Source organism: Methylobacterium gnaphalii, assembly GCF_007992215.1.
Taxonomy (GTDB): domain Bacteria; phylum Pseudomonadota; class Alphaproteobacteria; order Rhizobiales; family Beijerinckiaceae; genus Methylobacterium; species Methylobacterium gnaphalii.
On record NZ_BJZV01000032.1, the window covers coordinates 18,846 to 42,007 of the forward strand.

At 65.3% G+C, this 23,162-nt stretch carries 21 protein-coding genes and 1 pseudogene; 17 read left to right on the forward strand and 5 right to left on the reverse strand.

Annotated features, from left to right (window positions below):
* The first annotated feature begins 60 nt into the window (after positions 1 to 60).
* From MGN01_RS19920 to MGN01_RS19930, 3 genes are read left to right on the forward strand one after another with little or no spacing between them, the layout of a single operon-like run.
* Positions 61 to 753 carry an ABC transporter permease gene (locus MGN01_RS19920; RefSeq protein WP_147048579.1) on the forward strand — a complete coding sequence of 231 codons (693 nt, stop codon included), beginning with the start codon at positions 61 to 63 and terminating at the stop codon, positions 751 to 753.
* On the forward strand, positions 750 to 1,460 hold the full coding sequence (locus tag MGN01_RS19925) for an ATP-binding cassette domain-containing protein (RefSeq protein WP_147048580.1): 711 nt from the start codon (positions 750 to 752) through the stop codon (positions 1,458 to 1,460). The genes MGN01_RS19920 and MGN01_RS19925 overlap by 4 nt, the downstream gene beginning before the upstream one ends.
* Entirely contained in the window at positions 1,433 to 2,278 is an 846-nt protein-coding gene (locus MGN01_RS19930) for an ABC transporter substrate-binding protein (protein WP_147048581.1), read from the forward strand. Before MGN01_RS19925 ends, MGN01_RS19930 begins: the two co-directional genes overlap by 28 nt.
* Before the next feature lie 275 nt (positions 2,279 to 2,553).
* On the opposite strand, the gene MGN01_RS19940 is transcribed toward MGN01_RS19930, so the two are convergent.
* Positions 2,554 to 3,189 (reverse strand): PRC-barrel domain-containing protein, encoded by a 636-nt coding sequence (locus MGN01_RS19940; protein WP_147048583.1) that lies wholly within the window; start codon positions 3,187 to 3,189, stop codon positions 2,554 to 2,556.
* Positions 3,190 to 3,331: 142 nt separating this feature from the next.
* On the opposite strand from MGN01_RS19940, the gene MGN01_RS19945 reads away from it, so the two are divergent.
* A complete protein-coding gene (locus MGN01_RS19945; protein ID WP_238257593.1) occupies positions 3,332 to 3,688 on the forward strand; it encodes a winged helix-turn-helix domain-containing protein in 357 nt (118 codons plus the stop codon).
* Positions 3,689 to 3,796: 108 nt separating this feature from the next.
* On the opposite strand, the gene fdhF is transcribed toward MGN01_RS19945, so the two are convergent.
* From fdhF to MGN01_RS19960, 3 genes are read right to left on the reverse strand one after another with little or no spacing between them, the layout of a single operon-like run.
* Complete coding sequence (fdhF, locus tag MGN01_RS19950; RefSeq protein ID WP_147048584.1) at positions 3,797 to 6,769, reverse strand: formate dehydrogenase subunit alpha; 2,973 nt, start codon at positions 6,767 to 6,769, stop codon at positions 3,797 to 3,799.
* A 38-nt stretch (positions 6,770 to 6,807) separates the two neighbouring features.
* Positions 6,808 to 8,526, reverse strand: a complete 1,719-nt coding sequence (locus MGN01_RS19955; RefSeq protein ID WP_147048585.1) for an NAD(P)H-dependent oxidoreductase subunit E — start codon at positions 8,524 to 8,526, stop codon at positions 6,808 to 6,810.
* 60 nt (positions 8,527 to 8,586) lie between these two features.
* Positions 8,587 to 8,910, reverse strand: a complete 324-nt coding sequence (locus MGN01_RS19960; protein WP_147048586.1) for a hypothetical protein — start codon at positions 8,908 to 8,910, stop codon at positions 8,587 to 8,589.
* A 231-nt stretch (positions 8,911 to 9,141) separates the two neighbouring features.
* Between MGN01_RS19960 and mobB the strand changes: the two genes are divergently transcribed.
* Positions 9,142 to 9,684, forward strand: coding sequence for a molybdopterin-guanine dinucleotide biosynthesis protein B (mobB, locus tag MGN01_RS19965; RefSeq protein WP_174804612.1), 543 nt, complete (start codon positions 9,142 to 9,144; stop codon positions 9,682 to 9,684).
* Here the strand turns inward: mobB and MGN01_RS19970 are convergent.
* Complete coding sequence (locus tag MGN01_RS19970) at positions 9,681 to 10,085, reverse strand: hypothetical protein (RefSeq protein WP_244612311.1); 405 nt, start codon at positions 10,083 to 10,085, stop codon at positions 9,681 to 9,683. The two genes, mobB and MGN01_RS19970, sit on opposite strands and share 4 nt — an antisense overlap.
* A gap of 889 nt (positions 10,086 to 10,974) precedes the next feature.
* Here MGN01_RS19970 and MGN01_RS24210 point away from each other — a divergent pair.
* From MGN01_RS24210 to MGN01_RS20025, 12 genes and pseudogenes are all read left to right on the forward strand, one after another.
* Positions 10,975 to 11,490, forward strand: a pseudogene (locus MGN01_RS24210) (methyl-accepting chemotaxis protein); the annotation flags it as partial.
* A 9-nt stretch (positions 11,491 to 11,499) separates the two neighbouring features.
* The gene (locus MGN01_RS24215; RefSeq protein ID WP_244612312.1) at positions 11,500 to 12,582 is read left to right on the forward strand and encodes a methyl-accepting chemotaxis protein; all 1,083 of its coding nucleotides are present in this window, start codon (positions 11,500 to 11,502) and stop codon (positions 12,580 to 12,582) included.
* Positions 12,575 to 14,050: a chemotaxis protein CheW gene (locus MGN01_RS19980; RefSeq protein ID WP_147048588.1), complete on the forward strand. Its 1,476-nt coding sequence runs from the start codon at positions 12,575 to 12,577 to the stop codon at positions 14,048 to 14,050. The genes MGN01_RS24215 and MGN01_RS19980 overlap by 8 nt, the downstream gene beginning before the upstream one ends.
* Positions 14,047 to 15,153 (forward strand): chemotaxis-specific protein-glutamate methyltransferase CheB, encoded by a 1,107-nt coding sequence (cheB, locus tag MGN01_RS19985; protein ID WP_147048589.1) that lies wholly within the window; start codon positions 14,047 to 14,049, stop codon positions 15,151 to 15,153. The genes MGN01_RS19980 and cheB overlap by 4 nt, the downstream gene beginning before the upstream one ends.
* A complete protein-coding gene (locus MGN01_RS19990) occupies positions 15,153 to 15,701 on the forward strand; it encodes a HEAT repeat domain-containing protein (RefSeq protein WP_147048590.1) in 549 nt (182 codons plus the stop codon). The genes cheB and MGN01_RS19990 overlap by 1 nt, the downstream gene beginning before the upstream one ends.
* A gap of 25 nt (positions 15,702 to 15,726) precedes the next feature.
* Positions 15,727 to 16,569 carry a CheR family methyltransferase gene (locus tag MGN01_RS19995; RefSeq protein ID WP_147048591.1) on the forward strand — a complete coding sequence of 281 codons (843 nt, stop codon included), beginning with the start codon at positions 15,727 to 15,729 and terminating at the stop codon, positions 16,567 to 16,569.
* Complete coding sequence (locus MGN01_RS20000) at positions 16,562 to 16,966, forward strand: response regulator transcription factor (RefSeq protein WP_147048592.1); 405 nt, start codon at positions 16,562 to 16,564, stop codon at positions 16,964 to 16,966. Before MGN01_RS19995 ends, MGN01_RS20000 begins: the two co-directional genes overlap by 8 nt.
* A complete protein-coding gene (locus MGN01_RS20005; RefSeq protein WP_147048593.1) occupies positions 16,963 to 19,230 on the forward strand; it encodes a chemotaxis protein CheA in 2,268 nt (755 codons plus the stop codon). The genes MGN01_RS20000 and MGN01_RS20005 overlap by 4 nt, the downstream gene beginning before the upstream one ends.
* Positions 19,230 to 19,481, forward strand: coding sequence for a hypothetical protein (locus tag MGN01_RS20010; protein WP_147048594.1), 252 nt, complete (start codon positions 19,230 to 19,232; stop codon positions 19,479 to 19,481). The genes MGN01_RS20005 and MGN01_RS20010 overlap by 1 nt, the downstream gene beginning before the upstream one ends.
* A 113-nt stretch (positions 19,482 to 19,594) precedes the next feature.
* Entirely contained in the window at positions 19,595 to 19,978 is a 384-nt protein-coding gene (locus tag MGN01_RS20015) for a response regulator (RefSeq protein ID WP_147048595.1), read from the forward strand.
* A complete protein-coding gene (locus MGN01_RS20020; protein WP_147048596.1) occupies positions 19,975 to 20,616 on the forward strand; it encodes a chemotaxis protein CheX in 642 nt (213 codons plus the stop codon). The genes MGN01_RS20015 and MGN01_RS20020 overlap by 4 nt, the downstream gene beginning before the upstream one ends.
* Before the next feature lie 23 nt (positions 20,617 to 20,639).
* Positions 20,640 to 23,069: a hybrid sensor histidine kinase/response regulator gene (locus MGN01_RS20025; protein ID WP_147048602.1), complete on the forward strand. Its 2,430-nt coding sequence runs from the start codon at positions 20,640 to 20,642 to the stop codon at positions 23,067 to 23,069.
* Positions 23,070 to 23,162 lie beyond the last annotated feature (93 nt).

Below are 23,162 nucleotides of genomic sequence, written 5' to 3' on the forward strand. Positions count from 1 at the left end.
GGATGTATCGATCTCTTTCCCCTGCCGCGTTGGCAGCATCCGTCACCCGGCCAGCGCACGATGCAAATGTTCAGTGAGATCCTTTCCCGCCTCTGGTCCTTGGACCGTGATGTGGTGTCGATTGCATGGCTCTCGCTGCGGGTCAGCGTCACCGCAGTGTGCATAGGCCTCATCCTCGGCATTCCGCTGGGCTCATTCATTGCGGTCTGCAGCTTCCCCGGCCGGGGTATCGCCATCGCCCTGCTCAATGCCTTCATGGGCCTGCCTCCGGTGATCGTCGGACTGGCGCTCTATCTCATTCTCTCCCGCTCAGGCCCGCTCGGATCGCTCGGCCTGCTGTTCACCCCCGGCGCCATGATCGCGGCACAAGCAACACTGGCGACGCCTCTCGTGGCTGCGCTCACTCGCCAGGTCGTTGCCGATACCGCGGTCCATCTGGGAGAGCAGTTGCGCTCCCTCGGCCTATCCGCTCCTCTGCAAGCCGCCGCGATGATCTACGACGTTCGGTTTTCCCTGGTGACGGCAGCGCTTGCCGCTTTCGGGCGGGCCATCTCGGAGATCGGTGCCGTTCTCGTTGTCGGCGGCAATATCGACGGGTTCACCCGCACCATGACGACGGCGATCTCGCTCGAAACGCAGAAAGGCGACCTGAGCCTTGCCTTGGCGCTCGGCGTGGTCCTGATGAGCCTCGTTGTCCTCGTGAACATGTTCGCATCTCTTCTCCGTCGGCACGCGGCTCGCGCCTACGGATGAACAATTCCCCCTTCATACATCTCAGCAATGCGAGGCTGACGCTCGACGGTCGGCTGGTCCTGGATCGCTTGGCTATGGAAGTCGATCGCGGGATCGTAACCGCCCTGATCGGTCCCAACGGCGCGGGGAAAAGCGTGACGCTGAGGTTGATCGACGGTCTGCTGAAACCCGACTCGGGAACGATCACCGTCGGCGCAGGGCGTCGCGCCTTCGTCTTCCAGCGCCCAGCACTCGTGCGCGCCAGCACGGCGGCCAATGTGGCGCTTGCCCTCGTGAACATGTCTCGTCGCGAGCGTTCCATGCGGACCGACGCCGCTTTGGCTCGTGTCGGCCTTGCCGGCCGTGCTCGGGATGCGGCAACGCGTCTTTCCGGAGGGGAACAGCAACGATTGGCGCTCGCGCGAGCCTGGGCGACGAGACCCGACCTCCTCCTCCTTGACGAGCCCACCGCGAACCTTGATCCCACGTCGACCGAAATCGTCGAAGGATTGATCGCCGAAATGGCACGTGCGGGCACCACCGTACTCGTTGTCTCGCACAATCTCGGACAGGTCGCGCGGCTTGCCGCCAAGGCTATCGTCCTGACGTCGGGCCGTGCCGTGGAGCAAGGTCCGACCCGGCAAATCCTATTCTCGCCGCGAACACCCGAGACGAAAGCCTATCTAGCTGGGGAACTACCGTGGACATCCTTCGCCGCTGTCTCTTGAGCCTTTTGCTGGCTGCTGTCTCAGGTGTTGTCGACCTCAGGAACACCGCTTTCGCGGGTGCAACCTCGATCGTCGTTGCGTCAACGACGTCGACCGAGCAGTCAGGATTGTTCAAGCATATCCTTCCGCTGTTTCGGGAAAAGACCGGGATCGACGTGAAAGTGGTCGCTTTGGGCACCGGCCAGGCACTCGACGCAGCACGCAGAGGGGACGCCGACGTGGTCTTGGTTCACGATCGTCCGGCAGAGGACAAATTCCTCGCGGACGGTTTCGCGAGCAGGCGCTACGACGTGATGTATAATGACTTCGTCCTGGTGGGTCCTTCATCGGATCCGGCCAGCGTACGCGGCCTTGGGGTCCGCGAAGCCTTCGCCAAGCTGGCAGCCGCAAAGGCGCCTTTCGTCTCACGTGGAGACCGATCGGGTACCCATGGCGCTGAGCTGCGCGCCTGGAAGGATGCCGGCGTCGATCTGCCTGCTGCGCGCGGCGACTGGTATCGTGATGTCGGCCAAGGAATGGGTCCTGCCCTCAATACAGCTTCCGCGCAGAGCGCCTACCTTCTGGCCGACCGAGGGACATGGCTCTCCTTCAAGAACCGTGGCGACCTCGTCATACTGGTGCAGGGGGATCCGAGCCTGTTCAATCCCTACGGCGCGATGCTGGTGAATCCTGAGAAGCATCCTGGCGTGAAGGCAGAGGAAGGACAGGCTTTCATCGATTGGCTGGTTTCGGAAGAGGGCCGGCAGGCCATATCGAGCTTCAAGGTTGGAGGCGAACAACTATTCTTCCCAGCCACCGGGAAGACGGCGGGTCCCTGAGCTGAGTTCATCAGCGCCGCGGAGGACCTGATTGCCGCTGACGTGCGACGTACCAGAGCCCCAGGATGACAAGGGCCACGACCAAGCTGACCCAGACCCAGTTCAGGTCGATCGCGGCTGCCACCGCCGGTCCTGACGTCGCGTGAGATGGTCCCGACTCTGAAATCGGGGGTGCGTCCTTGGTTTGCTGCGCGAAGGCTTGGTGAAAGCTTGCGATCCAACCAAGTCCGGCAAGCGTGAGGTTTCTCATCAGGATCCCCTTTTGCATGATGAGCCTACCGGCTGGTCCCGTTAGTGCCGAAGGCCGGAGCGGCGTCCAATTGCGCCCGGGTGAGGCGGACTTCAGCGTGCCAGGGCTTACTGCCCGCAAATGTGGTCGCGGGCGTACCGTCGGGGCGAGTCGCGTCGGCCGAGCCAGTACTGTCGGTGACGCGTCCGCTGTGCTGGTTCTGGACGGCGCCGAGTACGTCCCGAGTCGTGTTCGCACCCGGCATGGATTCCGGAGCGAGCTGGGCAGTCCGCTCCGGAGCAGATGCTTCCTCCGGCGTCGTGACGGAGCTCGAGCCGCCTGTCAGAGGGACGTCGCTGAAATTCCAGGATACTTGATCGAAGGGAACGGCAACGGACTTCTCGCCCACACCCAGGAAGCCGCCGACGCCGATCACCACAGTTCGGACGCGTGCGCTTCCGTCTAGAAGAACGTCCTCGATCTTGCCGACGCGCACGTGATCCATGCCAATCACGGGCACGCCGATGATTTCGGACACACGCAGCGTACCGGGCTCAGGCCCTGCGAGAAATCGCGTGGCGGGTTGGTCTGATTGACCGGGGGGCGCTTCAGAGGCGCGCAGCCCGGCGTTCGTGTTGATCAGGATCCCGAGCATCGCTGCCTGAAGGAGAACCCCGCGCATTCCCGTCTCCCGTTTTCAGTCTGGACCCTCTTCTTCTCAACCGGGCGGAAAGCCTTGTGGTTCATCAACACGATCGGCGATACGCGCACCCGGCCAGCAGTCTAGTCGTTACGTGTTCCGAGATGTGGTCGATGGTGATGCGGTGGGCGAAGAAGCGAGCATAAGCTTGAGGATAGAGCTCGGTACCGACACATTGCTCGGTCCGGGAAAGGCTGCTCTCTTGGGCGGGATCCGCGAGACAGGTTCCATCGCGGCTGCGGGGCGCCGCATGGGAATGAGCTACAAGCGTGCCTGGTACCTGATCGACACCCTGAACAAGGCCTTCCGGGAGCCGCTGGTTACGGCGAGCCGTGGCGGAAAGACGGGAGGTGTCACGCAGTTGACGCCGATGGGCGACGAAATCCTCGACTGCTACCAGAGGATGGAAAGGCTGACATTGACCGCTGTTGCCGTAGAGCTGGAGCTCTTGGGCACCCTCATGAAGCCTACCGTTGCATAATCGAACGGGCTTAGGAGCGGACTCCTACCACTTCAGGTTGGACAAAGACAGTCCGGCGAAGGGGCTTCGAGGCCCCTGGCGGCAGGACCCTGCCGCCAGGGTTCTTGATCATTCGGCCGCCATCGGCGCCGCATGGATGGGGGCGACCCGGGCAGCACAGAACTTGAACTCTGGGATCTTACCCATTGGGTCGAGGGCCGGGTTCGTCAGGAGGTTCGCAGCGGCTTCGGCGTAGCAGAACGGCATGAAAATCATGCCTGCCGGCACGTCGCGGTCGGAACGCACCTTCAACTCCACGGCGCCGCGTCGTGTTTCCAGCTTCATCGTGTCGCCCGGTTCAAGACCCAAGCGATAGAGCTCCTTCGGTGCCATGAACGCCACGGCCTCGGGTTCGAGAGCGTCGAGCACACCCGCGCGCCGTGTCATCGATCCAGTGTGCCAATGCTCCAGCACGCGGCCCGTCGAGAGCACCATCGGGAACTCATGGTCAGGCACCTCGTCTGGCGGAACGATCGATGCGGGCACGATCTTGGCCCGTCCGCTCTCCGTTGGGAAGCCGGCGTAGAAGATGATCTCGTTGCCGGGCTTGTCGGGGGCGTCGACGGGGTAAGTCACCGCGCCCTCGCGCTCCAGGCGTTCCCACGTGATATTGTTGAGAGAGGGCATCACCTGGGCCATCTCGCGGAAGATGTCGGCGGGGCCGCCATAGTTCCAGGAGAGCCCTAGCCGCTTCGCTAGCTCCTGAATGATCCACCAGTCCTGGCGAGCGTCGCCCGGAGGCGAGACCACTGGTCGGGCGATCTGCACGCGGCGGTCTGTGTTCGTGAACGTTCCCGCCTTCTCGGCGAAGGCCGAAGCCGGCAGCACCACGTCCGCATGGAACGCCGTCTCGGTCAGGAACAGGTCCTGCACGACGAGATGATCAAGCATCGCCAAGGCGTGCCGGGCGTGGTTGAGGTCGGGATCCGACATCGCGGGGTTCTCCCCCTCGACGAACATGCCCTTGATCTCGCCGGCGTGGACGGCCTGCATGATCTCCACGACGGTCAGGCCCTTTTGGGGATCCAGGCGCTGGCCCCAGAACTCCTCGAAGAGGTGGCGGACGGCATCCTTCTCGACCGACTGGTAGTCTGGATAGACCATCGGAATCAGGCCAGCGTCTGAGGCTCCCTGGACGTTGTTTTGGCCACGAAGCGGATGGAGGCCAGTACCGGGACGCCCGATCTGCCCCGTTACGAGCGCGAGGGCGATCAGGCAGCGCGAGTTGTCGGTGCCGTGAACGTGCTGGCTGATTCCCATGCCCCAGAAGATGATCGAAGACTTGGCCCGCGCGTAGAGCCGGGCGACCTCACGCAGCGTCTCGGCGTCGATGCCGCAGACCGCGGCCATTTTCTCGGGTGTGAAGTCGACGATCTTCTCCTTCAGGGCCTCGAAGTTCTCAGTGTATCCGGCGATGTACTGTTCGTCGTAGAGCTTTTCCTCAACGATTACGTTCAGCATCGCGTTCAGCATCGCAACGTCCGACCCGGGTCGGAAGGCGAGGTGCTTGTAGGCGTGGCGTGAGAGGGTTTGCCGCCGCGGATCCATCACGATCAGCTTGGCGCCGCGCTGCTTCACAGCGTTCTTGAGGAAGGTCGCCGCGACAGGGTGGTTCACCGTCGGGTTGGCCCCGATCACAATGATGACCTCGGCGTCCATGGCGGCTGCGAACGGGGCCGTGACCGCGCCCGAGTTAAGCCCCTCCATCAGTGCCGCGACCGAAGAGGCATGGCAGAGGCGTGTGCAATGGTCGACATTGTTCGTGCCAAAGCCCAGGCGCACCAGCTTCTGGAAGAGATAGGCTTCCTCGTTCGAGCCCTTGGCCGAACCGAACCCGGCCAACGCCTTGCGGCCGTGGGTGTCGCGAACCAACTTCAAGCCACCAGCGGCGCAGTCGAGGGCTTCTTCCCAGGTCGCCTCTCGGAAGTGCGTCCACGGATTGGCTGGGTCGACCTGGTCGTTGGCGTCCTTCGGAACGTTCTCCAGGCGGATCAGCGGCACCGTCAGACGGTGGGGATGGTGGATGTAGTCGAAGCCGAAGCGTCCCTTGACGCAGAGGCGGTTATGGTTGGCCGGGCCGTTCACGCCTTCGGCGTAGATAATCTTCTCGTCCTTGACCTTGTAGGACACCTGGCAGCCGACGCCGCAATACGGGCAGAGGGACGTCACCTCGCGGTCCGGGTAGACCGTTCGGGTATTGTGTTCGGCATCAAGGTAGGCAGAGGGCATCAGGGCGCCCGTTGGACACGCCTGTACGCACTCGCCGCAGGCGACGCAGGTCGATGCGCCCATGGGGTCGTCGAAGTCGAAGACGACCTTGGCGTCAGCGGATCGGTAGGCCATCCCGATCACGTCATTGACCTGAACCTCGCGGCAGGCGCGGACGCAGAGATTGCACTGGATGCAGGCGTCCAGATTGACGCTCATGGCGGGATGGCTGAAGTCGCCCGTCCAGCGCTCCGCCGCCGGGAAACGGCTCTCGGTGACATCAAGGTAATCGGCCTGCACCCAGAAGTGCGAGGTCGGATCGTGGGAGGTCTCGCGCTCGGGCTGATCCGCCACGAGGAGCTCAAGGACCATCGCCCGGGCCTTGGTCGCGCGCTCGGTCTCCGTCTTCACCTTCATGCCGACGGCAGGAGTGCGCTTGCACGAAGCGGCGAGCACGCGCTCGCCCTCGATCTCGACCATGCAGGCGCGGCAGTTGCCGTCGGGGCGGTAGCCCGGCTCGGGCTTGTGGCAGAGATGCGGGATATGGGTGCCGAGCCGCTTAGCGACGGACCAGATCGTCTCGCCCGGCTGGGCCTCGACCTGCTGCCCGTCGAGCTCGAAGGCGATCGTCGGAGGCGCAGTGGGCCGATCCCTTATGCCGTGGAGACCCGACGGCTCCGGGGCGGCTTGGCCACCGGACTTCGCGCCTTGCGAATAGGATCCGCCGGACGCCGGGCTTCCTCCCTGCACGGGACCGCCGGCATCCTGGGGACCATCGGCCCGGACCTCCGGCTTCTCGGTCTTGTCACCATGCGTATCGGGGGCGTTGCTCATGCTACCGCTCCAGTCTCAGGCATCCGTTTTACCGACCATCACTCCGCGGCGACCGCACGCGGTCCCGGGAAGAGGTCGGGAAAGTATTTGATCACGCTGGCGACGGGGTTCGACGCCGCCTGGCCGAGACCGCAAATCGACGCGTCGCGCATGCACTGGGCGAGTTCGCCCAGAAGGTCGGTGTCCCACACGCCGTTTTCCATCAGCATGCGAGCCTTCTGCGTGCCTGAGCGGCACGGCGTGCACTGTCCGCAGCTCTCGTCCTCGAAGAACCTCATCAAATTCAACGCTGCACCGCGGACATCGTCCCGATCCGAGAGCACGACGACGGCCGCCGAGCCGATGAAGCAGCCGTATTTTTCGAGCGTGCCAAAATCGAGCGGGATATCGTTCATGGATGCCGGCAAGATGCCGCCGGACGCCCCACCCGGCAGGTAGGCCGCGAAGGCGTGTCCGTCGGCCATGCCGCCGCAATGCTCGTCGATGAGCTCCTGGATTGTCAGGCCTGCAGGGGCCAGCTTGACTCCTGGCTCCTTCACCCGCCCGGACACGGAATATGAGCGCAGGCCGACGCGGTCGTTGCGGCCGTGGCTCTTCCACCAGCCGGCACCGCGCTCGATCAGGTCGCGCACCCAGAACAGCGTCTCGATGTTGTTGATGAGCGTGGGTCGGTTGAACAAGCCTACCTGGAAGGGGAAGGGCGGCTTGTGGCGCGGCAGCCCGCGCTTGCCCTCAAGCGATTCGATCAGCGAGGATTCCTCGCCGCAGATGTAGGCGCCAGCCCCGCGGCGCAGGTGGATGCGCGGTCCGCCCTGCGGCAGCTTGGCGATCTCGCGTGTGAGGATCTCACGCGAGATCGGATACTCGTCGCGCAGGTAGATATAGACCTCCGCCGCCTCGACGACATGGGCACCGATCAGCATGCCCTCTAGGAACCGGTGCGGATCGGTATTGAGGTAGAGCTGGTCCTTGAAGGTGCCTGGCTCGCCCTCGTCACCGTTGACCGCCATGAGCCGCGGCCCGGGCTCGCCGCGCACGGAGCGCCACTTCCGACCGGTGGGGAAGCCGGCGCCCCCGAGCCCGCGAAGTCCGCCGTCGTCCAACAACTTGAGCACGTCCTCGACCGGCAGCTCACCGCTCCGCAATCGCTGCAGTGTCGCGTAGCCGCCCGCAGCCCGGTAGGCGTCGTAGTCGACGTATTCCGGGACGTGAGCGTGGGTATCGTCGGCTTCCACCGCGGCCCTCACCGAGGCGAGGTCGGCCTCGTGCAGGAAGTTATGGCCCACTTCGACGGCCGGGGCGTGGTCACACAGGCCGACGCACGGCGCGCGCACGACGCGGACCGCATCGGACGACAGCTCCCTCTGAAGCGTCTCCAGCAGCTCTTCGGCGCCGAACATCGCACAGGTGATGCTGTCGCACACACGCACCGTTAGCCGCGGAATGGAGGCATCACCTTCCTTCACCACGTCGAAGTGAGCATAGAAGGTTGCGGTCTCGAAGACTTCGGCGAAGGCGAGCTTCATCTCGTCGGCAAGCGCCGCGAGATGCTCCGCGCTGATCTGGCCGAAAGTGTCCTGGATGAGGTGCAGGTGCTCGATGAGCAGGTCTCTCTGGCGCGAGCGGTCACCGAGCAGTTCCTCGATCTCCACCTTTGCGCGCGGCTCGACCTGACGGCCTTTCGGCACCGCGCGAGCCTTGTTGCGCCCGCGGCCCGGGTGGGAGAAGCGCCTGACGTTACCTGGTGCCTCGCTCATGGGCGTTCTGGTTTCCAGCTATTGTGGACGGACGATCGAAGGATGCTCGGGAGCGGCGCCTTACTGGCCGCCAAACGCCCGCAGCGGTTGGCCTGCCTCGGAACGATGCTCCATCGTCACCGAGCCGATCGCCTCATCCAGGGACTTGACCCTCGGACCGACAACCGAACGGAGCTCAGCCTCGAAACCATCAATGGCGGCGTTCAGCCGATCCAGCGGCGCGGAGACTGACTCCTCAGGCAGGGCAGGATCAAGCGCAGCGGCAAGAATTGCGTGCAGACGCGCTTTCAGGTCCTGGGTGAGCGGAGGTTTTGCCTCGACGGCATAAGCCTGCACGATCGCTTCCGCGCGGTCAGACGCCGCCTTGCTGGCGTCGCTGCTCATGCCTGGTCACTTTGCGGTATGCGATGCATGACTTGCCCGTTCGGGTCGATAGCGTGGCGTTCGCTCTGGCCTGCTCAATGGCAGCCGTTATAGCGCAGTTGGTAAATCGCTTTTGTATTCATTTCAAATCGTATGTGCGCTTAGGGGGGGGCGACTTGCCGGCATGGCTCGGTCTTGCCGGATGTCTACGGAAGGCGCAGTCACGCCGACGGAACGGAGGGATGCGTAGCGATGTCCGGCATGCGGGTAATCGGTCTTGCCGGATGGAGCGGCGCCGGAAAGACAACCTTGCTCGTACGAGCGATCCCGGTTCTAGTGTCGCATGGACTGAAAGTCGCAACGCTCAAGCACGCGCACCACGACTTCGAAACGGATCGCCCTGGGAAGGACTCTTACGCGCATCGCCAGGCGGGAGCGAGCGAGGTCATCGTTTCATCGGGGCGACGCTGGGCGCAGATCCATGAGTTGGGGGACCAGCAAGAGCTGACACTTCCGCAACTGCTGAGGAAGGTCAGCCCCTGCGACCTTGTCATCGTCGAGGGTTTCAAGCGCGAGCCGATCCCGAAGATCGAGGTTCACAGGACCGCGAATGGGCGATCACCGTTATATCCGACCGACCCGCTCATCGTGGCGATCGCCAGCGACGTTCCGTTCGAGGATGCCAGGGTACCAGTTGTCGGCCTGGACGACATCGAAGCGGTCGCAAAGGTAATGCGCGACACGGCCCGGCCGCTCGATGAGGTACTGGAGACGCTGACGGTATCGACCGTCTAGGCGGACAGAGCGGCAAGGTCGGACACCGCAGCCGTGAATGGGTCCGCGACCTTCGTGAAGATGGTCGTCTCCAAGGTGACGGAGAGTTGCATCGCGAGAGGGGGAGCGGACTTATTGACCCCGTGGCAGACGGCATGGATCTCGGGGGCCCCCTCCGGACCAGGGCGGAAGTAGCGGCCCGTCCAGCTCTTGATCGTAAGCGGGGCGGCCGAGGTGGTGACGAAACCGATGATGTCACCTTCGGCTGTACCGACAAGCATGCGGCAACGAAGGGGCAAACCGGCATCCTCCGGGATCGCCGCGTAGGTCCCCGACACGGCTTCTCCCGCCTGAAGCAGGCGGATCTCGGCACCGGTCGCGCTGCGCCAAAGCCCTTCGAACATCGATGTCCCGAAACCCATCGAGCGAGCGCTCAAACGCGTGACCAGCGATATTTATGCACGGCTATATCGGTGTCGCCAGCATAAAAATCGCTCCGCGTGCTAATAGCGGTGGAACTCTTCATTCGCGTAGCGGTGGCGCCGTTGCAGCGTTTCCGTTCCCCACGGGTGCCGGAGTCCTCGTCTACCGCTTTCGGCCGGCTCCTCCCGGACTTAAACGTCCGCTTGATCGGCGCTCGAAAGTCGACCGTCAAAAATGCGCCCATGCCGGGATTCAGCGGCCGCCGTCGGTATCTTCGAAACGGCCCTCACAAGGCCCTAGGACAACCTTAAGCCGCCCCTCGATCGATGCCGTTGCCGATGGCCCTGTCAGCGTTGACCCGGCTCGTCCAGCCAATGGTTCGGCTTGGCCTTCAGTTGATGTTGGCCAGCGTCGCACCGCTCGTGTTTGCGCCCCAACCCGTTTAAGGGATGGCGCGCGTCCTTGACCGAGCCGCACGCCTGCTTAGAACCACGGAGCCGAATTTCAAACCATCCTCACCCCTGTGTCCGGCAGGAAGGACGGTCCAACGCGGGTGATCCGTCCATGGCACTGGTGAAGAGGACGCGGCTAGCATCGCAGGATGAACCTGGGGATGCGGCCGTGGCCAGATCGAACTCCATGCAGGCCGCCTCCACTCCGCCTGGCCGCTCACGCGAGCGTTCCCGCGCCCGACGGCAGAAGGCAGCGGAACGGCTCGCCGCGGCGACCGAGGAACTCGCCGCAGGCGTGACCCAGGCATCGTCAGCCGCTGAGGAATTGCGGCGGTCGATGGAACAGATTGCCTCAGGCGCCGAGGAGGCAGCAGGTGCCGCACAGGAGTCCGTTGCCGCCGTTGCCGACATTGTCGGCCGACTGTCTGAAGCCCGAATGCGGGCGAACGCCTCGCGCCAGTCAACTACTGCCTTCCAGACGCTGTTGGCCGAGACCGGCGTTCAGGTCACCTCGTCGGTCGCCGCCGTGCAGGCCAACTCTCAACGGCAGTCTGCATCGGTCACCTTGATCGAAGAGCTCGACCGCGCCGCCGCGAGCATCGGAGAGATTACCGGCACCGTCGAGCACGTCTCCGATCAAACCAATCTGCTGGCGTTGAACGCCGCCATTGAGGCAGCTCGCGCCGGCGAGCATGGGCGCGGCTTCGCGGTCGTCGCCGACGAGGTCCGGGCACTCGCTGAAACCTCCGAGGCAAGTGCGGCCGAGGTCAGGACACTGGCCGAGGCGATCCGATCGGAGGTTCGGGGCATCGGTGAGATCATCCGTGCTGCGGCTCGGACGGCGGCGGCCGATGCCGAGGTTGGCGGGCGCGTGACAGAACGACTGGAGCAAGCAAGGTCAGAACTTGGCAGGCTGGCGGAAGGCTCGCAGGCCATTCTTTCCGCCGCGGTCGAGGCCGAGATGGTCATCCAGGAGGCGCAACGCGGCGCGGAGCAGATCGCCGCCGCGGCAGAGGAGCAGGCCGCCGCGGCAGGACAGGCGCAACAGGCCGTGGCGCAGCAGGTGCAGTCCCTTGAGCAGTCTCAAAGCACAGCGCAGACGCTGGCCGGCCTCGCCGATGATCTGACGGGCAGCGGATCGGTTCAAGAACGGGCCGAGGAAGTCTCCTCAGCCGCGGAGGAGCTGTCCGCCACAGTCCAGGAGTTGTCCGGGGCGGCCGCCGAGATCCTCGCCGCCGTCGACCAGATAAACCGCGGAACCGGCATCCAGAGCGCCGCAGCGCAGCAATCCAGCGCCGCGATGGCTCAGGTCGAGCGTAGCGCCACGGTTTTTACTTCGAACGCCACGATTGCCCGAGAGGGCGTCGCCCGAATTGGTGCGACCCTCAGGGAGGTGCGCTTGGCTGTCGGTTCCCTCGCCGACGGTGTGGGACTTTCACTCCAAGAAACCCGTGCCTGCCTCGACCGCATCGGCGAACTCGAAGGCAGCAATCGCCGGATCGAGAAGATCGTCAGCTCCATCGCCATCGTGGCTGTGCAGGTGAACATGCTCGCGGTCAGCGGTGCCATCGAAGCGGCGCGCACGGGCGAGGGTGGGCGCGGTTTCTCCGTCGTATCGAACGAGATTCGCGCGTTGGCCCGCGACGCGGCGGCCAATGCCGACCGCATTCTCGACACTGTGCGCGACATCCAAGGCGGCGTCGCCGCGGTCCGCCGGGCGCTGGAGCAGGTCTCCGCTGCGTCAGAAGCCGAGGCACAGCGCAGTCAAGGGTTGCTCGCCACCCTTACGGCGGTGGAGAACGACGTCGCTCGTCTGGAAGCCGGTAACGCCGACGTGCTGTCAGGTGCGAAAGCCATTGTTAGCGCGGCCCGCGACGCTTTGAAGGGCTCGCAGCAAATCGCTGCCGCCGCGGAGCAAGCCAACCGTGCGGCCAGCGAAGCCGCAACCGCCGCGCGCCAGCAGTCGCGCGGCGCCGAGGATCTCGCCGCGAGCATCGAAGAGATCGCTGCACTCGCCGACGAATTGCAGGTCGCGGATGCCTGAGGCCGACGGCAAGGGCAACAACCACTACCTCGTCGTAACACTGGGCCCGGACGACTTTGCCCTCGACGCGGGCCTCGTCCGCGAACTCGTTCGTCCGCCCAGGCTGACGCGCGTGCCCGGCGCACCACCCACATTGGCTGGTCTGGCAAACCTCCGCGGTACGGCCCTGCCAGTGCTCGACCTACGCCGCATCGTGCGCCCCGATCGAGAGCCGGCGACGGAGCCGACAAGGGTCGTTGTCGCAGAAGCCGGCGAGCCGGTCGGCCTCATGGTCGACCGCGTCGTGTCGTTCTCCTCCGGCACAGCCTCCGCTGAGCCGGGCGGAGCCAGAGGATTTGGGCAGCACTCCGTTGCAAATGGCTCCGGAAGCGCTCGCGTGCTTGATCTGCCAACGCTCGTCGCTGCGGCGTTTCCGCGCCGCAGCAAAGTGGCTGATGCAAGCGTCAGATCCGCGCGGGTTGAGGCCGCCGGCGAGACAGGGGCAGAACGTATTGCACTGGTCTCGTTCATCGCTGCCGGAAGGTCCTACGCGCTACCGCTGGAGCGGGTCGCAGAGGTGCTGGCACTCCCGCCTGACGTGGTGCCAGTGCCGCGTGCAGGGAACGCGGCCTTAGGCGTCGCCGCGTTGCGCGGCGGGGTACTGCCGCTCTTGAGCCTGCCGGCCCTGCTCGGCCACGCCGCGCCCCCCACGAGCCCGGACGGACGCGTCGTTGTCGCGCGCCTCAGAGGAGCGGAGATCGGCCTTGTTGTCGACGCTCTAGGTCCAATCCTGCGCCTCGCACCGGATGCCATCGATCCGGTTCCGTCGGCATTGAGCCGAGGCGGCGCGACGGCCGTCGACGCGATCTGCCGGGTCGACGCAGCCGGTGCGCTGGTCTCCGTGTTGTCCGCTGACCGCTTGCTCGAAGGAACCACCGTGACTGCTTCGTCCGCACGTTCCACCGACTCCAAGCCCGCGAACGGCCAGACGGAATGCGCAACGGAGCAGGTCGTGGTCTTCGACATCGCGGGCGAGAGCTACGGCGTGCCGGTTGGCATGGTTCGGGAAGTGCTGCGCGTACCGGAGACCATGACGCGGTTGCCGCGTTCATCGGACCTTATCGTTGGTGCCATCGACGTCCGAGGCACTGTGCTGGCCGTCGTCGACCAGCGGCGCCGGTTCGGCTTGCCGCCGGGCGAAGCCAACGCGCGGCGTCGTATCGTCGTGCTTGAAGCTGGAGGCGTCACCGCTGGCCTGCTCGTCGACGGCGTCTCGCGCATGTTCGGCATTGATGCAGATGCCATCCGACCGGTGCCCGACTTTTCCGGCGATGCCCTAAATGGCGTTGGCAGCGTCGCGACCCTGATCGACGGCAGCCTCCTACCCATCGTGGACGCGCCGGCCTTGCTCTTCGGCACGGAGCGGAGCTTGCGCGCGGCCACTAAACGAGCGGCAGGGCGGACAACTGAGACGAATCCCACAGGATGATCCGCCTCTTGGTCGTCGATGACTCCGCGCTGATGCGCAAGCTCCTCGGGGGCGTGTTTGCGCAGGAACGGGACGTCGAGGTCGCTTTCGCCCGCGACGGCGACGAGGCGCTGGTCGAGCACCTCCGCTTCCGCCCGGACGTGATCACCCTCGACGTCAACATGCCGGGCCTCAGCGGCCTCGACTGCTTGGACCGCATTATGCTGGACCGGCCCACGCCGGTGGTCATGGTGTCGTCCCTGACTGCGAATGGTGCGGAGGTCACTCTCGATGCGATTGAGCGCGGAGCAGTGGACTTCGTTACCAAGCCCGGTGGTGCGGTCTCGCTTGAGATGGACCGCCTCGGCCCACTGATCGTGCAGAAGGTGCGTGCGGCTGCTCGTGCCCGCTTGCGTCCGACCCTGCGGCTCGCCGAGCGAATCCGTGCCAGAACGGTGAGCGCGGGTGGCAACCTGCCTCAACGGCCGCGGATGCCGGTACGTACGGCGTCGCCCGAACCGCTATCCCGCAATCCGCCCAAGTTGGGGCCGGCCGAAGGCATCGTGCTGGTTGGGACGTCGACGGGAGGTCCGCCAGCGCTCGACGCCTTGCTGTCACGATTGCCTCCCGAATTCCCCTGGCCTGTCGTGGTCGCACAGCACATGCCCAGTAGCTTCACCGGTCCTCTCGCGCGCCGGCTCGACGGCCTGTGCGCCCTGAAGGTGCAGGAAGCCTCGCGACCGATGCCGCTGTCACCTGGCAACGTCTACATCGGAAGGGGGGACGCGGACGTGACGGTCGCGCGCCGCCCGTCCGGGCTGGTGGTGCAGCCAGTGCCGGCCCACATTGACTATCCCTGGCATCCGAGCGTCGACCGCCTCGTCGCTAGTGCCCTGGACCTGTTCGAGCCCGTGCGACTCGTCGGGGTTCTCATGACGGGCATGGGCCGCGACGGCGCGACGGCGATGGCCGGGATGCGGGCGCGAGGTGGCCGCACCATCGCCGAGAGCGAGGAGACGGCGGTGGTTTGGGGCATGCCGGGCGAGCTCGTCAGGACCGGCGGCGCTACCGTTGTCGCTCCGCTCGAAGGCATCGCCGACGCACTCCTCCAAATGGTGAACTGATGCCGCTTGTCCGCCGCGATCCGCATCGCCCCGCCGAAACCACGACAGGTTCAGAGCCTGACAAAGTCGAGGCGGCGCACGACCTCGGCTTGGCCCTCGGAGCGGAGAAGGACCTCCGGCGCCGTGAGGCCCTTCTCGCGAAGCTCTTGTCCCTCTCCGACGTTTCCGCCGCCAGCGAGTTGGCCCAGCATCTACGCTCCGAGGACGCGGGGCTGCGCACCGCATGCATCGAGACGCTTCAGGCGATGCCTGCTGCGGCAGCCTTCGTGCTGCCGAACCTGCTGTCCGACTCGGACTCGGACGTGCGGCTGCTCGCGACCGAGATCGTGCGGGCGCAACCGACCGAGATAGCAAATCGGCTGCTGGCAGCCCTGCTCGGCGGCGAGACCCATCCGAACGTCTGCGCCGCGGCAGTGGAAGTGCTGGCAGAGGTCGGAACGGCAGATGCGATACCGGCGCTGCGAGCGGTCCGGGCCCGGTTCGCCTCGGAGGCGTTCCTGCCCCTAGCCATCGATACCGTCCTCACGCGTCTTGCTTTGGGGCGCTGACTGCGTGTCCGAACCTCCGTCACCCGTGACCGACGCCGACTTCGCGCGCTTCTGCGAATTCCTGTACCGCCGCACCGGCATGCTGTTCACACCGGCTAAGCGCTATTTCGTCGACCGGCGCCTCGCCGAGCGCATGAAGGCCACGTTGTCCCGCTCGTTCGGGGTCTACCTCGCCCTCCTGCGCTCCGATGCGGACGGTGAGGTCGAGAAGCTCATCAACGCTTTCACCATCAACGAGACCTACTTCTATCGCGAGGACCACCAGCTCCGCTGCCTGACATCCTCGCTGTTGCCCGAGCTCGTCGGTCGCAAGCCCCCAGGGTCGACGGTGCGGATATGGTCAATGCCATGCTCAACGGGCGAGGAGCCGTATTCGGTGGCGATATGGCTCCTGGAGACCTGGCCGGAGGTCGACCGCTACGATGTCGAGATCGTCGGCTCGGACATCGACACCAGGGCACTCGCCGCCGCCGAGGAGGGTCACTACGGGGAACGGGCACTGATGCGCCTCAGCCCCGAGCTCGTCGCGCGCTACTTCGTGCGCGAGGAAACGCGCCTCGGCCCTTCCTGGCGCATCCTCGCGGAGCTGCGCGACTCGGTTCGTTTCACGCCCTGCAACCTGACCGACACCGCAGAGATGGCGGTGCATGGCCTCTTCGATGTCGTGTTCTGCCGTAACGTGCTGATCTACTTCGACGACGCGTCCCGGCGGCTCGCAGCGGACAACATCTACGATGTCCTCGTTCCGGGCGGCTTCGTGTGCCTCGGCCACACGGAGAGCATGAGCCGGATTTCCCCGCTGTTCAGGGTCTGCCGCTACGACGACGCCATTGTCTACCGGCGGCCGCGCGAGGGCGAGCATGTCTGAGACCGCATCCGAGCCCGTCGACGCGCCGCGGGTCCTCGTCATCGACGATGCGAGCCTGGTTCGGATGTACTATCGCAGCGCCTTGGAGCGGGCGGGTTTCGTCGTGGATGAGGCGCTTAACGGGATTGAGGGGCTGGAGCGGGTACTGACGACGACCTACGACCTGCTCGTCGTGGACGTGAACATGCCGAAGATGGACGGCTTCAGCTTCCTGCACACCCTGCGTGGCCGCGAGCCAATGGTCCGCTCGATACCCGTCCTGATGACCAGCACCGAGGCCGGTGACGGTGACCGGGAGGCCGCTCGAGCCGTAGGCGCGAACTTCTACTTGGTAAAGCCTCTCCCCGAGGGCGTGCTGGTCGCGTATGCCAGGGCGCTGGCGGGACGGCGTCCGTGAAAGAGCTTCTCGAACAGTTCCTCATCGAGACGCGCGAGCTCGTCCAGTCCGCAGCAGAGGACCTGCTCGCCCTGGAGGCGTCACCGGGCGACGTGGAGGCAGTGAACCGCGTGTTCCGCGCCTTCCACACGCTCAAGGGCTCAGTCGGGCTGTTCGATTACCCGCCCTGGTTCGCGCTCCTGCATGCCGCGGAGGACGGCCTCTCCGCGGCACGGACCGGAACGGTCCCGGCCGACGCGAACCTGATCGACGTATCCCTTGAGACCCTCGACGCCACCGCGCGGTGGGCCGATTCGATCGAGAAGACGGGCCAGTTGCCGGGGGGCGCCACCGCCGAGGCCGGCGCCCTGGCGGAACGATACCGTCATCTCCTGACACCCGGACCAAAGGCGCGGGGCGCGGATGCGGCAGTCCTACCCGGATGGGCGCTCCAACTCGTCGATGCCTCCGCCGACTTCGGCGGGAAGCCATCGACTGCGGTACGCTATCGCCCCCGGGATGACTGTTTCTTCACCGGGGACGACCCGCTCGGGCTGGTTCGTAAGGTGCCAGGACTCCTGGCCGTCTCGGTCGCACCGGCCGCTCCTTGGCGGTCGGGCGAGGAGTTCGACGCCTTCGCGTGCAACCTCGACATCACGCTGCTGACGGCCGCTCCACGCGAAGAGGCGGAGGCGGTCTTTCGGCTCGTCGGCGACCAAGTCACAGTCGTGGACATGCCAGGTGGCACGCGGGCCGCCATGGCAGAGCCGGCTGTGACGCCCGCCTCGGGTGCCGTCGCCGCCGCGATCCTCGCGGAACAGGTTCGGGTCCTGGCCGCCATGAATGGCTCCGACACGGATGCAGGCCGCCTGGAAGCCTCCGCGAGGGCGGCAGCGAACGCGCTTCTCTCGGTCGGACAAGACGGCGACGCCAGGCGCTGTGAGCGGATGCTCGGGCGGGGTTCCGATGCCCTTCGAGAAGTCATTGAAAGTGTCCTTGCCGGTGGCCCGATGGGGCCTTCGCCGACGGAGGCGAGCGAGCCGACGGAACAATCGCAGCCACTCGGTGGGGACGCGGTCCGCACGCTGCGGGTCGACGCTGCCCGACTGGACGCCCTGCTTGCCCTCATCGGGGAGCTCGTCATCGCGCGCAATGCTTTTGGCCATCTCACCACCAGGGCCGAGGCGGGCGAAAGCGCGGGCACGCTGATCCGCGCGATTCGCGAGGCCGACACAAATATCGGCCGACTCTCGATCACCTTGCACCGAAGTGTGATGTCGCTCCGGCTCACGCCACTGTCGCAGGTGTTCCGCCGCTTCGCGCGCCTCGTTCGCGAGGCCGCGCGCGCTCTCGGCAAGAACGTCGTCCTCCACATCGAGGGTGAGGATACAGAGGCCGATAGGGGCATCGTCGAAAGCCTGTTCGAACCGCTCCTGCACGTCGTGCGAAACGCCCTCGACCACGGACTGGAGGACGCGGCGACGCGGCGACGCGGCGGCAAGCCCGAAGCCGGGCACATTCGCATCGAGGCCTCGCAGGACGGTGACAGCGTCGTCGTGACGGTCTCAGACGACGGACGCGGCATCGACCCGGCCTTCCTTCGCCGCCGAGCGGTCGAGCGCGGCCTCCGCTCGACCGAGGCCGTCGCGGCGATGGACGACGACGCGGTCACCGACCTGATCTTCGCACCGGGCTTCTCGACGGCGGAGGTCATCGGCGCCCTGTCAGGCCGTGGCGTCGGTATGGATGCAGTTCGTGCGGCGGCGGAACGCATGGGCGGCCGCGTCTCGGTCGAGAGCCGGATAGGTCGCGGCACCGTGGTGCGCCTGCACCTGCCCCGAACCATCGCGCTCACTCGGGTCATGGTGGTCAGGGCGAGTGGGGAATCTTACGGCGTCGCGATGGATGCCATCGTCGAAGTCGTACGCAAGCCCCGGGCGGGCATCCATGCCGTCGCTGGCGGGAACGCGACGGTGCTGCGTGACCAGACGGTTCCGGTCGTCAGGCTTGTTGACCTGCTCGGTCACGAGGGCGTTTCCCTTGCGACCCAGGAGGCGTTGCTGCTGATCGTCCGGGCCGCTGAGGGAACCATCGCCCTGGAGGTTGACCGCTTCGAGGAACGCATCGACGCCATTATCCGTCCACCCTCCGGCCTCGTGAGGTCTGTGCTTGGTGTCGCGGGTACGACCCTGCTCGGGGACGGTCGCGTGCTGCTCGTTCTCGATCCTGCCTCCATTCTCGCGAGCGCGCCGTCAGTCGGACGACAGACCTGGGAGGGAAGGTGATGGCCGTCGTTCGCCAAACCGATGCGGAGCCAGGGGCGCCGATCCGCCTGGAAGGGGTCTGTCCGGTAGAGGATGCAGAGACCCTCGCCGCACTGATCCTCGACGATCCGAACGCGCCGGTGAACTGGACCGCCTGCACACGCATGCACACCGCAGTGTACCAAGTCCTGCTTCGGATGCGGCCTACGGTCTTGGGTCCCTGTGGCGACCCGTTCGTTGACGCTTGGCTGACTCCGCTCGGGCCAGAATAACTCAATCTCTTAGATGCCAGAGGCTATGCCCTGGAGCGGCACCGTCGCATAAAGGCGCTCATCGTCTCGCATCCGGCCCGTCGCGTGCAGCAATCCAAACAGAATCGCCCTTCATGATGACCACCGTCCTCATCGTCGACGACAGCAAGCTCGCTCGCCTCGTCGCCGCCAAGCTCCTGCGCCAGCTCAAGCCGGACTGGGAAGTTGCCGAGGCGGCCAGCGCTGATGCGGCTTTGGCTTTGATCGACGAGCGTCAGGTCGATGTGGCACTCCTCGACTTCAACATGCCGGGCAAGGATGGTCTCGAACTGGCCGGCGACCTTAGGACCGCCAAGCCCAGCATGCCTATCGCCGTTGTCTCGGCCAACATCCAGGATGAAATCATCGCGCGTGCCCGCAGCGTCGACGCCACCTTCCTGCCGAAGCCACTGACCGAAGAGGGGCTCCTGGGGTTCCTGTCAGGTGCCGCGCTCAGGCTGCGCAGGGCAGCGTCGTGACGACGGGCGCCGTCGACCTCACTGAACTTCAGCGCGACGCGTTCACCGAGCTCGTCAACATCGGCGTCAGCAAGGCTGCCGCGAGCCTGCGCAAGATGATCGGAGTCCAAGTACTCCTTTCAGTACCAGCCGTGGAAATCGTATCCCAGGCCCAGGCCGCTCGGATGATTGGCGAGCGTGAGGCGTCCGAGCTCGTAGTCGTCCAGCAGGACTTTACCGGCGCATTCACCGGGCGCGCCCTTCTGATTTTTCCTGAGGAGAACGGGCGAGAACTCGTCCGTGCGGTAGCGGGCGGGAGTCTGCCCGCGGAGGAGATCACGGAGCTTGAGGACGAGGCATTCACGGAGATAGGCAACGTCATCCTGAACGGCTGCCTCGCCACGATGGCGAACCTCCTTCAGCGCACGCTTCGCATGTCTCTGCCGGAGGTCATCAGGGGAGACGGCTACCGGATCTTCCGGGTGGTCGGCGACGGGGGAACAGACGCCCTTGTCCTGTTTCTCTACATCAACTTCTCTGTGCGCGAGCGCGACATTCGCGGCTACATCGCCATGCTGATGGACCTGCCGTCCCTGGCGAGTCTGAAGGTCCTCATCGACGGTTTTATCGACCGCGCTATCGGTGAGACGGAGTCGTGACGAGCCCGATCAACGATGCCGGAATGGACCCGCTATCCGGCGGGAGGCCAACCATTCTGGCTCAGTCGAGCGCGGCGATGCGCCTTCGTGCCGGGCCCTTCTTCGCCGCCTTGGAACGCACCCGGCAACCGATGATCGTCACGGACCCGCAAATCCACGACAACCCCATCGTGTTCGCCAACCATGCCTTCCTCGCATTGACGGGGTACGGGGCTGACGAGGTGCTCGGGCGCAATTGTCGCTTTCTCCAGGGGCCCAACACGGATCCCGCCACCGTGGCCTCCATACGAGACGCCGTCGCCGGACAGAGGGATGTAAAAGTCCAACTCCTGAACTACCGCAAAGACGGCGGCACGTTCTGGAACGAGCTCTATCTCAGCCCTGTCTTCGACGAAGCCGGCGAACTCGTGAACTTCTTCGGCTCTCAAGTGGATGTGACGCCATCGCGTCAGGGAGCCGTCGCGCGAGAACGCTTGGCCCATATTGAGCGTCGCCTGGCCGACGCGCAGCGGCAGCTGAAGATTACCATCAACTCCGGCGGCATCGCAGGCACCTGGGATTGGGACATCTCAGGGAAGCGCCTCCACGTCGACGACCGCTTCGCTCTCCTCAACGGTATCGAGCGGGCCTTGGGCGCCGAGGGTGTGGCCACTGCGACCTTCTTCAACCACGTCCACCCTCAGGATCGCCTGCGGGTGCGCCTTGCGGTAAGCGGCATCCTCAACGGCGCTGAGGTCTTCGACAGGGAGTACCGCCTTCAGGGGCCAGACGGCGCGATCCATTGGGTCCATGCCCGTGGACGCTGTGTGTATGGAGCAGACGGCAACCCGGTGCGCTTCACGGGTGCCTTGGTCGACATCACAGAACAGAAGCGAGTCGAGGAGCGGCTGCGCATAGCCCAGACTGCCGGACGCATTGGGACGTTCGATTATGTTCCCGGTTTCGGCACCGTCCAGGTCTCACCGCAATTCTGCAATCTGCTCGGCGTTGTGCCTGCCGAGACACTGTCGGTCAGCGCAGTGAACGCTCTCGTCTCTGAGGGTGGCCCGTTGCTCGACCCAAGCGTGTGCGAGGCCGGGGAGCTGCCCTATAAGGAGATGCGTGTCCGGATGGCGGACACCGGCGAGATGCGCTGGCTCGCCCGCCGCGGGGAGGTGATGCGTGAAGATGCGTCGGCCGAGCAGCGACATGTCGGCGTGGTCTACGACGTCACGGCCACTAAGGCGTCCGAGGTCGCCCTACGTGAATTGAACGACACGCTTGAGGCTCGGGTTTGCGATGCTATCGCCGAGCGGGAGCAAGCCGAGGAGCAACTGCGCCAGTCGCAGAAGATGGAGGCGGTGGGCCAACTGACCGGCGGCATCGCTCACGACTTCAACAATCTGCTCACCGGCATCGTCGGCTCGCTCGACCTGATGCAGACACGCATCAACGAGGGACGGACGGAGAATCTCACACGCTACGCTGGGCTCGCCATGGCGTCGGCCCAGCGCGCGGCCGCCCTCACGCACCGTCTGCTCGCCTTCTCGCGCCGTCAGCCGCTGGAGGCGAAGCCTGTCGATGTGAATCGGCTGGTGGGCTCCATGGATGATCTGCTGCGCCGCACACTGGGCGAGCGCGTTCGCTTGGAGGTGGCCGTGGCAGGCGGACTCTGGCTGACACTCTGCGACCCGAACCAACTCGAGAACGCCATCCTGAACCTGGCCATCAACGCGCGCGACGCGATGCCGGACGGGGGTAGGCTCACTATCGAGACGGCAAACTCGTACCTGGATGATGCCTACGTCGCACGCGAGATTGGGGTGCGCGCCGGCCAGTACGTTTGCGTATGCGTCACCGACACGGGGACCGGCATGCCGCCCGACGTCATCGCCAGGGCCTTCGACCCTTTCTTCACGACGAAGCCCATCGGCCAGGGCACCGGACTCGGCCTGTCCATGATCTACGGGTTCGCCAAACAGTCGGAGGGCAACGTCAAGATCCACTCCGAGACTGGCAAGGGCACCTCGGTGAAACTCTATCTTCCCCGCTATCACGGCACGGTCGAGGAGACCGGCACGATCAGGGGCGAGACGCCACGCGCCGAGAACGGCGAGAGGGTCCTGGTCGTCGAGGACGATGACACCGTGCGCGCCTTGGTCGTTGAAGTGCTGGGGGAGCTTGGTTACGGGACGTGGGAGGCTCCGGACGGGCCAGCTGGCCTGTGCCTCCTGCAATCCGACGTGCGGATCGACCTTCTGGTCACAGATGTCGGCCTTCCCGGCCTCAATGGGCGCCAGCTTGCCGATCAAGCCCGAGCTACGAGACCTGGCCTCAGGGTGCTGTTCATGACCGGGTACGCAGAGAACGCCGCCTTCGGGGCCGGTCACCTCGAACCGGGCATGCAGATGATCACCAAGCCCTTTGCTGTCGACGGTTTGGCAAACAAGATTCGCTCGATCATCGAGGTGTAAAGGTCACCTCCGGCCGTTTCTTCCATAGAAAAGCAGGCGGAAATGGCCGACATCACGCGCAGCGATGCACCCGATAGCCAACAGGGAAAAATC